The following is a 15,668-nucleotide window of genomic DNA, read 5'->3' on the forward strand; positions in this document are numbered from 1 at the left end:
GTACCAGGATCAGCTGGCGTCCAGCCTGTCCGGGCTGACGGCGGTCACGGATCAGTTGCGCGCCAACGCCGCCGGCGTCACCGAGGTCGTCGACGTCGCGCCGCTGCTGCTGCAGAACATCGACCGGGCCATGGACAAGCGCGGCCGACATCTCCGCACACACGCCGTACTGGGTATCTCTGCAACCGAAGTCGTCAGTCTGTTCTGCGAGCGCATCCAGATGCGCGCGGACGGCTGCCGGACCGGCAAGGTCGAAGACCTCGGTCCCGACCTCGGACTGACCGCCGCACTGATGGGAATGACCGGATGACCGCTCCCACCATCGAGTGATGCGTTTGCCCGTTGAGGCGACCGATTATGACGACTCTTTCATTATTGACGTAATCGTCATACACTGCGACGCACGGAACGATCCTCACCCGGTGTCGACATTGGAGACGCGATGATCCCTGACGATTGCTTGATGCCGCACGGCCGAAGCGTGCTGACGATGGACGAGTCGCTGGTCGGCGATGCACGCATCGAGGTGACCGCTTCCACGGGTCGTCGAGGCTTGTGATGACATTCGATGTTGCTGTCATCGGCCTGGGCCCGGTCGGAGTTGGCCGCACTTCTTCTGGCACGTGCGGGCTTGAAAGTCCTCGCGCTGGAGCGGGAAAGCGACGTCTACCCCAATCCTCGAGTCGGCGTGCTCGACGGCGAAGCCCTGCGTACCCTGCAAAAGGCCGGAGTGTACGAACGCGTCGCCGGCGACATGCTCCTCGGCGCGGGCGCCCAATGGGTCTCGGCTCGCGGCAAGGTCGTCGCGACGACGCTGCCCACCGAGCAGCTACAGGGGCATCCGTGGATATCGGCGATCTATCAGCCACTGCTCGATGAGCAACTGCGAACAGCCCTCGCGGAGTACCCGGAAGTCGATATCCGTCTGGGCCATCGGCTCACCGGTTTGACGCAGGACGATGAAGGCGTCGAATTGATATTTCGCGCAAGTGACGGCGTCACCGCGAACGCGCGGGCACGCTTCGTCCTCGGCTGCGATGGCGCCAACAGCGCCACCCGCGACGCGGTCGGCGTCCGGTTGGTCGGCTCCGAGTACACAGATACCTGGCTCATCGTCGATGCCAAGTTGCCGGAGCCGATTGCTCACATTCCCTATTTCCAGATGACGCTGGATCCCACGGCACCTCGCCTGACAGGCCGACTCGCAGCAGGCGGGCACCGCTGGGAACGGAAGGTGATGCCGTGGGAGGATCGCGACGAGATCCTCACACCGGAGGCCGCGCGACGAGTGATCGCCGAGGACGCCAACCCCGACACGGCGGAGATCCTGCGTCATCTCGTCTACACGTTCCGAGCCAAGACCGCAGAGCGCTGGCAGGTCGGGAGAGTCCTGCTGTGCGGGGACGCGGCCCATCTGATGCCTCCGATGGTCGGACAGGGCCTGAACTCAGGAATCCGGGATGTGACGAACCTGACCTGGAAGATCGCGGCAGTCGTGAACGACGGTGCGCCACTGCGAATTCTCGATACCTACGAGGCGGAGCGGCGGCCACACGCCGACGCGATAACCAAGATGTCGGTCCGGGCCGGCCGTCTGGTCACCATGCAATCGCGTTCGGCAGCAACGATTCGCGATGCGGTGGCCGGGGCGCTGCTGCGCATCCCGCCACTTCGGGAACGCGCTCGCCAAGGCCGATGGCGTCCGCCTGCGAGGTACCGGCACGGTTTGCTTCTGGCACCGCCTTCGCCGCGTTCGCCGGTCGGCCGCTTGTTCCCCCAGCCCCTCGTGCGAACCTTCAGCGGAACACGACATCGGCTCGACGACATCGCGGGTTCCGGCTGGCGCATCATCGGCTGGGAAACCGATCCACGCCAAGCGCTGTCGGCACTCGGCCGCCGCATCGCCGACGACGCCCTCGAGGCAACCTGTGTAACACTGACCTCACCCGGACGACGCCCCGTCCATTGCGATGCGACGCAGCAGATCCTCGAAGACCTCGACGACGTTGCCCGCCCGTACTTCAAACGGCAGCCGTTCGTCGTGCTCCGTCCCGACCATTATGTTTGCGCCAACCCCTCATCGAGCGAGCTCGACGACATTGTCCGCGAGTTGACGCAGCAGATATCGAATCCGACCGAGATGACCGTTTCGGCGTGATGCCGACGGTGATGTCACCGATCTCGCCGAATGCCGAGAGGCGGTCCTGCAGCCTGTCGGTCGGGACAGCCCTTCGCAGCGGGACAGGCGCGCGACGAACTCGCGCCTCGGGCCTGGGGTCAACCAAGCCCCTGACCTTCTGCGTTCCTCACGTCAGTGGTGCGCAGCACTCGGTACACGATCTCCACTCCACCACCGTCCAGTGGCCGTGAACTCTCGAATTCCAGGTCGGTCCGGGGGTCCAGAGAATCGGTCAGGCGCATGCCGCCGCCGACGAAGAACGGCAGAACGACGAGCTCGAGTTTGTCGAGAGCGCCGAGGGAATGGTAGGTCTGGATCGTGCCGGGCCCGCCGATGAGATGGACATCGCCACCGCGATTGGCCGCGCGGATCTTCTCCAGCAGCCGCACCGGATCGTTGTCGACAGTGACATCGTCGGGAGTGCCCTCGGGCCGATGCGAACCCAGCACAAAGACCTCCAACTCCGGCCAAGGCCAGCGATCTGCGGTGAGCGCAGGCTCGAAGGTGGTGCGGCCCATCAGGGCAGCCTCGCAGGTCTGCAGGAAGTCGGCGATACCGTGACTGCCCGGCCCGTGTACCGGGTCGATGACTTGAGGTGGCCAGCCGTCCGGAGTCGTCACGTAACCGTCGGCGGTCATGCACAGGCGTGCCAGGATCTGCATAAGTTCATCCTTCTGTCGAGTTATACGAGAGACGGCCATTGCTATCGAAATGTAATCGGCTCCGCCGATTTCGGTTCGGCAAGACTTCGAGGACACCGCGCCTTCGCTGACGACGCCGATACTGCGACCACACCGGCCTGAGTCGATGAAACCAGCACCGCTGTGACATCATCACATCGCGGCGTTGGTATAGACACGGGTCGGCGTGACGAAAACAACGGTGCCACGTTTGTCGCGCATCACCTGGTCGTAGGTATCCCAGTCCTGGGTGACACCGGCGTTTCCGAAGATCTCACGAATTAAAAGCCGCTGTTTTTCGGCGTCGATATCGGGATTTGGGTCGTCGGCCCCGACCAGCTGAGTTTTTCCCTCGACAGTGACCCACTGCCAGCCGCTGCGAATGGTGAGGGCGATGGCCGGGTTCGCTCGAAGGTTGGCGAGTTTCACAGTGGCACTGGGCGATACGAAGGCGACGACGTCGGTTCCGGTGATCGGATGGGGTATCACGGCGGCGTTGACGACAGTGGCGTGCGGTGTGCCCTCGGGGCGCAGTGTGATCGCGACGGATAGTCCGTAGTCGAGAGGCACCAGCTCGGCGAAAGACTTCAGATCCGTCACAAACTTCTCCTTCAGCGGAATGGGGTGGTCGGAGCCGACGGTTCCGAAAAGCTTCGCTCGGACTGCCGGAACCCAGGGAACGGCCATTCTGCGGTATCACCCCGACCTTGCGGCAAGCCCCCCGTTCTGATATAAGGTGAAGTGGGGAAGAAAGATTCGCGATGTCCTCGCGACCGCCATGACGACCGAGTGCCGTTGCCACACCGACACCGATCTCGCGATCGCGTTCCGCTCGCCGACCGCGACGGTCGTGCATTCGGACAGGGGCAGTCAGGCCAGTTTCGCTCTCGAAGTTCGTTGATGCGTTGTCGGTCAACGGGTTACGAGGGTCAATGGGCCGAGTCGGCGCGTGTGATGACAACGCGGTGATGGAGTCGTTCTTGGCGCTCCTACAGAAGAATGTTCTCGACCGGCAGCGCCGGGGAACCCGGGCCGAACTACGGCTGGCGATCGTGGTCTGGACCGAGACTCGATCCGGAATAGCCGGCCGCTCGACGAGTGGGGCGAGCATGCGGTTCACGCGGTGCTGCACGCGGCCCGGTTCGGTGTCGGAGTCGATGTGCTGCGGTCGATGCCCGGAGACTGCCGCGGGTCGATATGGCCCGGCAGTCGTTGACCCAGCATCTCGACATTCTCGAGCGAGCCGGCCTGGTGACTGTGCTGCGGCGTGGGCGCGCGCGGGTGCATTACATCAATCCGACACCGATTCACGACATCGACAGCGCTGGATCTCCGCCTTCGACCGCCCCGGCTGAATGTCCTGCGCGCCATCAAGAACCAGGCAGAGGAGTACGCCATGACCGCCACCGTGCCGAGTTACGTCTACGTCACCTATATACGCCAGCGTCGAACAGGTATGGAAGGCGCTGACCGACGCTGACCTGACCGCCAGTACTGGTTCACGAGAATGTGTCCGATTGGGAGCCCGGCTCACCCTGGGAGCACCGCCGCGCCGACGGCTCCGGCAAGATAGACGTCGTCGGCAAGGTGCTCGAGTCCGAACCGCCGACGAAGCTGGTCCCAACCTTCGAAGATTCCCCGAGGAGGACCGCTCGCCGTCTGTGGTGACCTTCCTGATCGAGTCCCACCAGGACATCGTCCGACTCACCGTCATCCTCCTGTGACACCCGCAGCCGGCTGCCCGGCCACCAGAGTGGACGCTCTGCCCTGTCGAGCAGGCACCCATGGCACCGATCAACGGCTGCCGACACCACGCCTGATCAGCGTTTATCCAATGAAAATGACACTTTGGGGCCCCGGTCAACCGACCAGAAGCCCCTGACCAGCGAAAGACCTAGTCCTTCTTCATCATCTCGTAGACCCGCTTGCACTCCGGGCAGACCGGGGAGCCGGGCTTCGCCGAGCGGGTGACCGGGAAGACCTCGCCGCACAGGGCTACCACGTGGGTGCCCATGACGGCGCTCTCGGCGATCTTGTCCTTCTTCACGTAGTGGAAGTACTTGGGGGTGTCGTCGGTGGTCGACTCGTCGGTGGTCGTATCCGGACGGACCAGGGTGTCGGTACTCACCTGTCCTATGATGCCAGCCTCGGCGGGGCGGGGTCGCGGGCCGGGGGATCCGTGTGTGCAATCGACTCGCCCGAGTGGAAGACTCGAGGTATGGAGCGTGACGGCGAATCCCCCGAAGCCGAAGACCGCGACGACGAGATTCGCCCCGAGTTCGAGATGCGTCCACCCGGTTCGATTCCCCGCCCGTCGCGGCCGTCCGGCGGCTATTTCCCCGGCGAGAACCGGCATCCGGCACTGATCACCGAGGCCGCGCCGTCGCTGGAGCAGCAGCATCGGGATCGGGTGCGCCGATACACGATCATCATGGCGTTCCGCATTCCGTGCCTGGTGCTGGCGGCGGTGGCCTACGGGCTGTGGGCCAATCCGTGGATCTCACTGGCGATCATCGGCGTCTCGATCCCGCTGCCGTGGATCGCGGTGCTGATCGCCAACGATCGCCCGCCCCGCCGCAAGGACGAGCCCAGCCGCTGGGACGAGCGCCGCGCGGCCAAGGCCCTCGAGTCAGGCGGTCACCGGCCGATCGAGAGCTGACCCGCGCCGGATCGCGGCCGACATCAGCGCCGCTCCCCCGCACAGCGCGCCCGCCAGGTACCAGGCCAGGTCGTAGCTGCCCTGCAGATCGCGGATGACGCCCGCACCGGTCGCGGCGAGCGCGGCCCCGACCTGGTGGGAGGCGAACACCCAGCCGAACGCGATCGGCCCGTCGGCGCCGAAGTGCTTGCGGCACAGGGCCACGGTGGGCGGCACGGTCGCGATCCAGTCCAGGCCGTAGAAGATGATGAAGACCCACATGCTGGGCCGCGTGTCGGGGGCGAACAGCGCGGGCAGGATCAGAAGCGACAGACCGCGCAGCGAGTAGTAGCCGATCAGCAGGTGGCGCGAGTCGACGCGGTCGGTGAGCCAGCCGGAGGCGATGGTCCCCGCCACATCGAAGACGCCGACCACGGCCAGCAGGCCGGCCGCGGTGGTCGGTGGCATGCCGTGATCGTGCGCGGCGCTGACGAAGTGGGTGCCGACGAGGCCGTTGGTGGAGGCCCCGCAGACCGCGAAACCGCCTGCCAGCAGCCAGAATTGCGGCGTGCGCGCGACCTTGGCCAATACCGCCAGCGCGCGCGTGGCCCCGCCGGTCACCGCCACCCGCACCCCGGTCGAGTCGCCGGGCTCGGCACCGTAGGCGCGTACGCCGACGTCGCTGGGGAAATCGCGGATGAACAGCAACACCAGCGGGACCACCGCCAGCGCCGTACCCGCCACCACCAGCGACGGCACCCGCCAGCCGTGTGCCTGCGCGAGCGCCGAGATCAGTGGCAGGAAGACCAGCTGACCGGTCGCGCCCGCGGCGGTCAGCACTCCCGTGACCAGGCCGCGGTGCCGCACGAACCAGCGTCCGGTGATGGTGGCGACGAACGGCATCGACATCGAGCCCACTCCGACGCCCACCAGCAGACCCCAGGTCGCCAACAGCTGCCACGACTGGGTCATGAACACCGTCAGCCCGCTGCCCGCCGCCACCAGCAGCAGCGCGCCCGCGACCACCCGGCGGATGCCGAACCGGTCCATCAGCGCCGCGGCGAACGGCGAGATCAGCCCGTACAGCAGCACGTTCACCGAGACCGCCGCCCCGATCGTGCCGTGCGACCAGCCGAATTCCTCGTGCAGCGGATCCATCAGCACGCTGGGCACCGACCGGAATCCGGCCGCGCCGATCAGCGCCACGAAACCGGCGGCCGCCACCGCCCAGGCCGGGTGCGGGAGCCGGAACCGCCCGGGGCGCGCTGCCGGGTCGGTGAATTCTGCTGCGGGGTCGCGCAATTCGGTCACGAGAAGATCGTGCGGTACGACCGCTTGCCCGGCGAGTGGCCTGAATGCCACAATCCGTCAATATCTGGCCACACTGGAAGGACCCGCATGATTCGCTGGAACTGCGCCTTCATCGACCGGCCGGCCGACGAGTTCGACGCGGCCATGGCGTTCTGGACCGTCGTCAGCGGCACCGAGCGGTCCGAATCGCGGGGTGATCACGGCGAATTCGTCACGCTGCATCCCGACGGCGGCGATCCGTGCGTGCGAGGTCAACGCGTCGGCGGTCCCGGCGGCGCGCATCTGGATCTCGATGTCGACGACCTCGGCGCGGCACGCCGCCGCGCGGTGGACCTGGGCGCGGAACCGGTCGCCGATCGAGGCGACTTCTGCGTCCTGCGTTCACCGAGCGGCACGGTGTTCTGCCTGACCACCGGCGACGGCGAGCGGGTGCCGCCCCCGATCGCCGGTCCCGGCGGCGCGCTCAGCCGCCTCGACCAGGTGTGCCTGGACATCGGCCCCGCCGGGTACGACCGCGAACTCGAATTCTGGGCAGGACTGACCGGATGGGAACTGCGGCCCAGCGCCCGCCCGGAGTTCACCCGCCTCGGCGTGCCCGACCGCCTGCCGGTCCGGATCTTGCTGCAACGCAAGGACTCCGAGGGCCCCGCCACGGCACACCTCGACCTCGCGTGCGCGGATATCGAGGCCACCGCCGCCTGGCACGAGACCCTCGGCGCGCGCCGGATCGCCTGGGGCGCACAGTGGTTGGTGATGCGGGACCCGACCGGCAACCGCTACTGCCTCACCGCCCGCGACCCGCACACCGGAAGAGTGCCGCGATGACCGCGCCGCACCGGGTGGCCGTGCTCGCCCTCGCACCGGTGGTGGGCTTCGACATGACGATCCCGCCGACGGTATTGGGCAACGCCGCCACCGCCGACGGAGTCCGGCTCTACGACGTGCGCGTCTGCGGGCTGAGCGGCGATCCCGTGCCGACCACGATGGGGTACGCCATCATCCCGCAGGCCGGGCCGGACTGGCTGGCCGCCGCGGACACGGTGATCGTGCCCGGCACCCAGATGCCGGAACCGCGCCGGCACGGAACGCTCACCCCCGAACTCGCGGACGCGCTCGCCGCGATCCGGCCCGGGGCCCGCATCGTGTCGATCTGCACCGGCGCCTTCGTGCTCGCCGCGGCGGGCCTGCTCGACGGCCGCCGCGCCACTTCGCACTGGTCGTTCGCCGACGACTTCCGGCGGCTCTACCCGCGGGTCCTGCTCGACGAGAACCTGCTGTTCGTCGAGGACGGAAACCTCTGCACCTCAGCGGGTTTGGCGGCGGGGCTGGATCTGTGCCTGCACCTGCTGCGCCGCGACCACGGCAGCGACGTCGCCAACCGGGTGGCGCGCTACTGCGTGGTGCCGCCGTGGCGCGAGGGCGGCCAGTCGCAGTTCATCGACCGCAATGTGCCCGAGGACGGCACGCACGGCACCGCGCCCACCCGCGCGTGGGCGCTGCGGCACCTCGACCGCGAGCTGGACCTGGCCGCCCTGGCCGCCCACGCGCGGATGAGCGTGCGCACCTTCACCCGGCGGTTCAAGGCCGAGACCGGACTGGCGCCCGGCGCGTGGCTGCTGCAACAGCGCCTGCGGCACGCCCGTCACCTCCTGGAATCCACCGACCTGCCGATCGACGAGGTCGCCCGCGCGGCCGGCCTCGGCACGGCCGCGTCCCTGCGCCACCACATGCGCGCCGAACTGGGCGTGCCGCCGCTGACCTACCGCAAGACCTTCCGCTCCGGCCCGCGGTCCGCGAGGGAAGCCTCGGACGCGCACACGCCCGGCTGACACCACCCGCCGGGCCAGGGAGACGTCCGAACCCTCGGACGCGCACAGGCCCGGATGACACCTCGCGCCGGGCGAGGACGGCCTCCGAACCTCCTCGGACGCGCGCACGCCCGGATGACACCTCGCGCCGGGCGAGGACGGCCTCCGAACCTCCTCGGACGCGCGCACGCCCGGATGACACCTCGCGCCGGGCGAGGACGGCCTCCGAACCTCCTCGGACGCGGGCACGCCCGGCTAATACCTCCCGTCGGACAAGGGACAGCGTCCGAACCTTCTCGGACGCGCGCACGCCAGGCTGGCACCTATCGCCGGGCGAGGGACGGGTCCGAACCCTCTCGGCGCGCGCATGCTCGGCTGACATCACTCGCCGGGCGAGGTACGGCCTCGAAACCTCGGTGCCACAAGGACTTTCATGCGCCGGTTCGTGACCGGGATCATCGCCGAACGCGCGCCGACTCGCAAAAAAGGCGCGACCGCATGCCTTGGGCGGCGCGTTCGGGTCGATGGCCTCCTCGGGATGCCCGGGGGTTGCGGTGGCAGAGTTCTCGATCATGCCCACGAATCCGACAGCCGTGTCCCGGGGGGACAGTGCCCCGGCCGCCGCGGGATCCGCGCTCGCCGACCTCGCACCGCAGCTGCGCGTCGCGCTCACCCGGGTCCGCTACGACGCCGACACCCTGCTGGAAGTGCTCGGGGACGACGCGCACAGCGCTCTCGGCCGTTCCGAGCCGGTGCCGGTGCGCCGCGCCGCACGGGCGGCCGGCGAGCTGGGGACCCTGGTGCGGTTGCTGCTGCTCGGTGACCCGGTGCCTGAACGCGAGGCGGCCGCGGCCCTGGCGCCCGTCGATCTCGCGCAGGCGGTCGCCGCCGGTCTGCTCGCCCGCGACGGCGACGACATTCGCGCCGCGCTCGACCTGCGCCCGCTGGACCTCGGCGCGGGCACCCGCTGGGTGCTGTCCGATCTCGACGACTCCATGCACCGGCGCACGCTGACACCCGACCACGTGCTCGGCGTCGGGCAGGCCTCGCTGTCGCTGCTGCGCGCCACGCCGACCGCGCCCGTGGGCACGGTGCTGGATCTCGGCACCGGGTGCGGCGTGCAGGCCGTGCACGCCGCCGGGTACGCGCGCACGGTCACCGGCACCGACGTGAGCCGCCGCGCGCTGTGGCTGGCCGCGGCCACCGCCGCGCTCAACGGCCTCGACATCGAACTGCTGGCGGGCTCGTGGTTCGAGCCGGTCGCCGGGCGGCGCTTCGACCAGGTGGTCGCCAATCCCCCGTTCGTGGTCGGCCCCGCTCGCGTCGAGCACACCTACCGCGACTCCGGGCTGGCCCTCGACGGCGCCAGCGAACTGGTGATCGGGCAGGCGCCCGAACTGCTCGCACCCGGCGGCACCGCGGCCATGCTCGCCTCGTGGGTGCACGCCGACGGCGAGGACTGGCGCACCCGGGTCGCGTCGTGGCTGCCCGACCACGGTGTCGACGCCTGGATCGTGCAGCGCGACGTCGCCGACCCCGCGCTGTACGTCGGCACCTGGCTGCGCGACGCCGGACTGGATCCGCGCGATGCCGCGGCACAGCAACGGGCCGAACGCTGGCTGGACGCGTTCGCCGACGCGAAGGTCGAGGGCATCGGCTTCGGCTTCGTCTACCTGCGCGCCATCGACGGACCCACCGAGGTGCTCGCCGAGGACCTGACCCACGGCTTCGACGATCCACTGGGCCCCGAGGCCACCGCGTACTTCGAGCGGTCGTCCTGGCTGCGCGCGGTCGCGGCGGACGAAAACCGTGCCTGGAGTTCGCGATTCGAGGTCGACGCGGCCACCGCGCTGGAGCGGGTCCTGCTGCCCGGCGCGGACGGCTGGGAGCAGGTCGTGGCCCGGCTGCACCGCGGCGACGGGCCGCGCTGGCAACATGAGATCGACGACACCGGCGCGGCCCTGCTCGCGGGAATGCGCGCGGACGGCCTGCCGTTGGAAGAGCTGGTCGAATTGCTGGCAATCGGCCACACCGGCACCACGGCCACACCCGAGTTGCGCGCCGCCGCCCTGTCTCTCACCACCGGTCTCGTCCGGCACGGCCTGATCCGTCCCGTGTAGTTCGACGACCTCTGGGTAGACGCTCGGCAACAACGCGCGCCCGGCGTTCCCGGTAGCCGCTCCTTCTTAGGAACTTCTCAGATGGAAGTGGTGAAACCCGCAGCTCAGCTGCGTTTACCGGGACCGTGGCGGGGAACTTTCCCAGTGTCGGGTCCGTTGTTCGGAGTGAGACACCACCGACAGGAGGCAAGTCATGACAAGCCCCGCCACCACTGGAGTGCGCGCCAGCGAACAGGACCTCGACGCCCAGAGCCCCGCCGCCGACCTGGTACGCGTGTACCTGAACGGAATCGGCAAGACGGCGCTGCTCACGGCCGCCGACGAGGTCGAGCTGGCCAAGCGCATCGAGGCGGGCCTCTATGCCCAGCACCTGTTGGAGACCGGTAAGCGGCTGTCCGCCACCCGCAAGCGCGACCTGGCCATCCTGGTCCGCGACGGCCAGGCCGCCCGCCAGCATCTACTCGAGGCGAACCTGCGGCTGGTGGTGTCGCTGGCCAAGCGCTACACCGGTCGCGGCATGCCGCTGCTGGACCTGATTCAGGAGGGCAACCTGGGCCTGATCCGCGCGATGGAGAAGTTCGATTACACCAAGGGCTTCAAGTTCTCCACGTACGCCACCTGGTGGATCCGGCAGGCCATCACCCGCGGCATGGCCGACCAGAGCCGCACCATCAGGCTGCCCGTGCACCTGGTCGAGCAGGTCAACAAGCTGGCCCGGATCAAGCGCGAACTGCACCAGCAGCTCGGCCGCGAGGCCACCGACGCGGAACTGGCCGCGGAGTCGGGCATTCCGGAGGAGAAGATCTCCGACCTGCTCGACCACAGCCGCGACCCGGTGAGCCTGGACATGCCGGTCGGCAGCGACGAAGAGGCCCCGCTCGGCGATTTCATCGAGGATTCCGAGGCCACCTCCGCCGAGAGCGCGGTCATCGCCGGGTTGATGCACCGCGATGTGCGCAGCGTGCTCGCCACCCTCGACGAGCGTGAGCAGCAGGTCATCCGGCTGCGCTTCGGCTTGGACGACGGCCAGCCGCGCACCCTGGACCAGATCGGCAAGCTGTTCGGGCTCTCCCGCGAGCGGGTGCGCCAGATCGAGCGCGAGGTCATGGCCAAGCTGCGCAAGGGCGAGCGAGCCGACCGGCTGCGCGCCTACGCCAGCTGAGTACCGGGCCGGTAGGCCCCCACAGACGCTGGGCCGTCCGGAATCCGGCCCAGCACCCCCGCGATGATCACATGGGTTGGTGATCATCACGAGCGCCGGCCGGCGCCCGCGCGGCCCGTCCCCTCCGGGCACAGCGCGAACCGGTCGGCGCTGATCAGTCGACAACCTTTCTCAGCCGGTCGATGACCGCCAGCCGGAGATGACCGCATTCTCGGCGGAGGTGGGCAGGGCGACATGACCGCACTCTCGGCGGAGGCGGGGAGGGCGACATGACCGCTAGCCCGAGTTGCGCAGGGCCGTCGCGAGGCCGTTCATGGTGAGCAGGATGCCGCGTTCGACCAGTTCGGAGTCGTCGCCCGCGCGGCGGCGGCGCAGCAGTTCGACCTGCATCTGATTCAACGGTTCCAGGTACGGGAACCGGTTGCGGATGGATTCGGCCAGGGCCGGGTTGTCGGCGAGGAGCTGATCGCTGCCGGTGATCGCGGCGTGCATGCGCGCGGTGCGGTCGAATTCGTCGCGGATCATGCCGAAGATGGTGTCGCGCAAGGCCGTATCCTCGACCAGCTCCGCGTAGCGGGCGGCGATGTCCAGGTCCGCCTTGGCCATCACCTGCGCCAGATTCGACAGCACGGTGCGGAAGAACGGCCAGCGCCGGTACAGATCCGACAGGGTGGCGAGCCGCTGCGGGTCGCCGCCCACCCACTGCTCGATCGCCGAACCGGTGCCGTACCAGCCGGGCAGCATCACCCGGGACTGACTCCAGGCCATCACCCACGGGATCGCGCGCAGGTCGCTGACCGAGCTGGTCGGCTTGCGAGAGGCGGGGCGGCTGCCCAGATTGAGGTCGGCCACCTCGGCGATAGGAGTCGACGCGCGGAAGTAGTCGACGAAACCGGGAGTGTCGTGCACCAGTCGCGCGTACGCCTGCCGGGCCAGTTCGGCCAGTTCGTCGAACAATTCGTAGGCCGGTTCGGCGTCGGCGCCCAGGCCCTCGACGTCCAGCAGTGTCGATTCCAGCGTGCCGGCGACCAGCGCCTCGAGGTTGCGGTGCGCGGTGCCGCGTTCGGCGTACTTGGTGGAGATCACCTCGCCCTGCTCGGTCAGGCGCAGCGAACCCCGCACCGCGCCGGCCGGCTGGGCGAGGATGGCGTCGTAGCTGCGGCCGCCGCCGCGGCCGACGGTGCCGCCACGACCGTGGAACAGCCGCAACCGGATTCCGGTCTTGCGGGCCGCCTCCACCAGGTCGAGTTCGGCGCGGTAGAGCGCCCAGTTGGCGGCCAGGTAGCCGCCGTCCTTGTTGGAGTCGGAGTACCCGAGCATGACCTCCTGCTGCATGCCGCGCGCGGCGACCAGCCGGTGGTACGCGGGCACCTCCAGCGCCGCGACCAGGGTTTCGGCACCGTGCCGCAGGTCGTCGATGGTCTCGAAGAGCGGCACCACGCCCGTCGGGCTGCTCGGCGGAGTGTCGGCGTCGCCGGGGTCGAGGATGCCGGCCTCCTTGAGCAGCAGCGCCGCCTCCAGCACGTCGCTGACCGAGGTGCACATGCTGATGATGGAGTTGGGCACGGTGTCGGGGCCCAGGTCGTCGAGCGCCGCCTTGGCCGCCCGCAATACGCCGAGTTCCTTCGCCGCGAGATCGCTGAGCCGCGCGGTGGGCCCCAGCAGCGGACGGCGGGTGCTCAGCTCCGCGGCCAGCAGCTCGACCCGCTGCGGCTCGGGCAGGCTCGCGTAGTCCGGATGCACTCCGGCCCAGGCGAACAGCTCCGCCACCACCTGCTCGTGCACCTCGGAGTTCTGCCGCATGTCCAGGCCCTGCAGGTGGAAACCGAAGGTCTCCACCGCGCCGCGCAGGGCGGCCAGGCGATCGTCGGCGAGCAGCCCGTCGCCCGAGGCGCGCATCGCGGCGTCCACGACGTTCAGATCATCCAGCAGTTCCCCGGGTGAGCCGTACGGGCGCGCGGCCCGCTCGCCGGACGCTGTCGCGCCGACGCCCTCCCCCGGGACCTCGCCCAAGGCGCGGTGGGCGGTGGCGGTCAGGCGGGCCCGGATCGCGCGGATGGCGCGGCGGTACGGTTCGTCGGCGCGCTGGGGCGATTCGTCGAATCCGGCGTCGGCGAGTTCCGCCAGTTCCGGTGTGATCGGAACCAGGCGGGCCGACTGGGACAGCGACTTCTCCAGGCCGACAAGCTCTTTCAGGTAGTGACCGAGTGCGACGGTGCCCGCGCGATGGGTGGCCCGCCGCACCACCTCGGCGGTGACGTTCGGGTTGCCGTCGCGGTCGCCGCCGATCCAGGAGCCGGGCCGCAGGATCGGGCGGGCGAGCAGGTCGTGGCCGGGCCAGCGGGCGCGCAGGGCGGCGCGCACGTCGGCGTTGATGCGCGGGATCACCTCGAGCAGCGTCATGTCGTAGTAGCGCAGGCCGACCTCGATCTCATCCTGAATGCGCAGGCGCGCCAGGCGAATCAGCGCGGTGCGCCACAGCAGCAGCACCTGGCGGCGCAGCTGGGTGTCGATCTCGGCGTACTCCGGTTCGGTGTCGGCGTAGCGCTGGCGGCGGCGCATCAACTCGGTGATGCGGGACTGCACGTCGAAGACGGTGCGGCGGCGGGTCTCGGTGGGGTGCGCGGTGATCACCGGCGACATCAGCGCGTCGGCCAGCAGTTCGGCGACCGCGGCGCCGTCCGGGCGGGCGGCGTCGAGCTTGCGGTAGGTGGCTGCGAGGCTGGATTCCTGCGGCGGCTCGCCCGCCGCGACGTGCACCGCGCGCCGACGGTCGCGCTGCAGGTCCTCGGCCAGGTTGGCCAGCAGCAGGAAGTGGCTGAACGCCCGGATCAGCGGCAGGGCCACGCGAATGTCGGTGTCGCGCAGCATGTCCGCGACCGCGCTGCGCTCCACCTCCGAGCGGCGCACCCGGAACGCCTCCACCCGGACCCGTTCGATCAGGTCGAACACCTCGGGACCTTCGTGGTCGCGGATCGTCTCGCCCAGGATGGCACCCAGGAAGCGGATGTCGTCCCGCAGTGGCGCGGTCGCAGCCTCGATCTGATCTTCGCGCATAGGCCCAGTATCGACCATCGGCGTGCGCGAGCTACGGTGGCGCCGGTCACGCCGGGATGCCGGGGCGAGGCGTTGTGGAAACGATCACCGCGAGGTCGCGGAATAGCCGTCGGCGGACGGCCGGTTCCGCATGCGTGCATATCTTCATCGTCCACGGCTACTCGGCCGACGTCTCCGCCCACTGGTTCCCCTGGCTCGCCGAGCGGCTCGCGACCGCCGGGCATCGGGTCTCGGTGGTGCCGCTGCCCACGCCCGACGCGCCCGTCCGGGAGGAGTGGGAGGCTCGGCTCGCCGCCGAGATCGGGACGGTCGACGCGGACACCGTCCTCGTCACCCACAGCCTCGCCACCATCACCGCCCTGCGCTTCCTGGCCGGACTCGACAACGATTGGCGCCTGGGCGGTTTCGTCGCCGTCTCCGGCTTCCTCAGCCCCCTGCCCGCGCTCCCGGAGCTCGACGCCTACCTGACCGACGCCCCGGACGCCGCGGCCCTGGCCCCGCGCATCGAGGCCCGGACCATGATCCACTCCGACAACGACGAGATCGTCCCGCCCGCCTCCTCCCGAGCCCTCGCCGCCGACCTGCGCGCCGAACGCATCGAGGTCCCCGGCGGCGGCCATTTCCTCGCCGCCGAGGGCTTCACCACCCTCCCCGAAGCCCTGGCCGCCGTGGAGAAGATCACCCGCTCCCGGCCCTGACCACCCGGGGCGCAG

General features: G+C 69.4%; 12 protein-coding genes and 2 pseudogenes. 9 read left to right on the forward strand and 5 right to left on the reverse strand.

Annotated features, from left to right (window positions below; all coding sequences use genetic code 11):
- Positions 1–310 (forward strand): annotated as a pseudogene (locus IU476_RS35140) (mammalian cell entry protein); the annotation flags it as partial.
- A gap of 258 nt (positions 311–568) precedes the next feature.
- Entirely contained in the window at positions 569–2,158 is a 1,590-nt protein-coding gene (locus tag IU476_RS35145; protein WP_195106669.1) for an FAD-dependent monooxygenase, read from the forward strand.
- Positions 2,159–2,277: 119 nt separating this feature from the next.
- Here the strand turns inward: IU476_RS35145 and IU476_RS35150 are convergent, their stop codons facing one another.
- On the reverse strand, positions 2,278–2,841 hold the full coding sequence (locus IU476_RS35150) for a dihydrofolate reductase family protein (RefSeq protein WP_195106670.1): 564 nt from the start codon (positions 2,839–2,841) through the stop codon (positions 2,278–2,280).
- 171 nt (positions 2,842–3,012) lie between these two features.
- The gene (locus IU476_RS35155; RefSeq protein ID WP_324194581.1) at positions 3,013–3,459 is read right to left on the reverse strand and encodes a pyridoxamine 5'-phosphate oxidase family protein; all 447 of its coding nucleotides are present in this window, start codon (positions 3,457–3,459) and stop codon (positions 3,013–3,015) included.
- A 217-nt stretch (positions 3,460–3,676) separates the two neighbouring features.
- Here IU476_RS35155 and IU476_RS35160 point away from each other — a divergent pair.
- Positions 3,677–3,926, forward strand: a pseudogene (locus IU476_RS35160) (IS3 family transposase); the annotation flags it as partial.
- Positions 3,927–4,753: 827 nt separating this feature from the next.
- Here the strand turns inward: IU476_RS35160 and IU476_RS35165 are convergent.
- Positions 4,754–4,987 (reverse strand): DUF3039 domain-containing protein, encoded by a 234-nt coding sequence (locus tag IU476_RS35165; protein WP_195106672.1) that lies wholly within the window; start codon positions 4,985–4,987, stop codon positions 4,754–4,756.
- A gap of 156 nt (positions 4,988–5,143) precedes the next feature.
- On the opposite strand from IU476_RS35165, the gene IU476_RS35170 reads away from it, so the two are divergent.
- Positions 5,144–5,518 carry a DUF3099 domain-containing protein gene (locus tag IU476_RS35170; RefSeq protein ID WP_438944105.1) on the forward strand — a complete coding sequence of 125 codons (375 nt, stop codon included), beginning with the start codon at positions 5,144–5,146 and terminating at the stop codon, positions 5,516–5,518.
- Here IU476_RS35170 and IU476_RS35175 read toward each other — a convergent pair.
- The gene (locus IU476_RS35175) at positions 5,489–6,799 is read right to left on the reverse strand and encodes an MFS transporter (RefSeq protein WP_228824833.1); all 1,311 of its coding nucleotides are present in this window, start codon (positions 6,797–6,799) and stop codon (positions 5,489–5,491) included. The genes IU476_RS35170 and IU476_RS35175 overlap by 30 nt on opposite strands.
- A 96-nt stretch (positions 6,800–6,895) precedes the next feature.
- Here IU476_RS35175 and IU476_RS35180 point away from each other — a divergent pair, with 96 nt between their 5' ends.
- From IU476_RS35180 to IU476_RS35195, 4 genes are all read left to right on the forward strand, one after another.
- Positions 6,896–7,633 (forward strand): VOC family protein, encoded by a 738-nt coding sequence (locus IU476_RS35180; protein WP_195106675.1) that lies wholly within the window; start codon positions 6,896–6,898, stop codon positions 7,631–7,633.
- Entirely contained in the window at positions 7,630–8,637 is a 1,008-nt protein-coding gene (locus IU476_RS35185) for a GlxA family transcriptional regulator (RefSeq protein ID WP_195106676.1), read from the forward strand. Before IU476_RS35180 ends, IU476_RS35185 begins: the two co-directional genes overlap by 4 nt.
- Before the next feature lie 551 nt (positions 8,638–9,188).
- A complete protein-coding gene (locus tag IU476_RS35190) occupies positions 9,189–10,736 on the forward strand; it encodes a DUF7782 domain-containing protein (protein ID WP_195106677.1) in 1,548 nt (515 codons plus the stop codon).
- 193 nt (positions 10,737–10,929) lie between these two features.
- Positions 10,930–11,898: a sigma-70 family RNA polymerase sigma factor gene (locus tag IU476_RS35195; protein ID WP_195106678.1), complete on the forward strand. Its 969-nt coding sequence runs from the start codon at positions 10,930–10,932 to the stop codon at positions 11,896–11,898.
- A gap of 276 nt (positions 11,899–12,174) precedes the next feature.
- Here IU476_RS35195 and ppc read toward each other — a convergent pair whose 3' ends face one another.
- Positions 12,175–14,955 carry a phosphoenolpyruvate carboxylase gene (gene ppc / locus IU476_RS35200; RefSeq protein WP_195106679.1) on the reverse strand — a complete coding sequence of 927 codons (2,781 nt, stop codon included), beginning with the start codon at positions 14,953–14,955 and terminating at the stop codon, positions 12,175–12,177.
- A gap of 134 nt (positions 14,956–15,089) precedes the next feature.
- On the opposite strand from ppc, the gene IU476_RS35205 reads away from it, so the two are divergent.
- The gene (locus IU476_RS35205; protein ID WP_324194584.1) at positions 15,090–15,653 is read left to right on the forward strand and encodes an RBBP9/YdeN family alpha/beta hydrolase; all 564 of its coding nucleotides are present in this window, start codon (positions 15,090–15,092) and stop codon (positions 15,651–15,653) included.
- The last annotated feature ends 15 nt before the right edge of the window (positions 15,654–15,668 follow it).

It is taken from the genome of Nocardia blacklockiae, from assembly GCF_015477355.1.
GTDB classification, from domain to species: Bacteria; Actinomycetota; Actinomycetes; order Mycobacteriales; family Mycobacteriaceae; genus Nocardia; species Nocardia blacklockiae.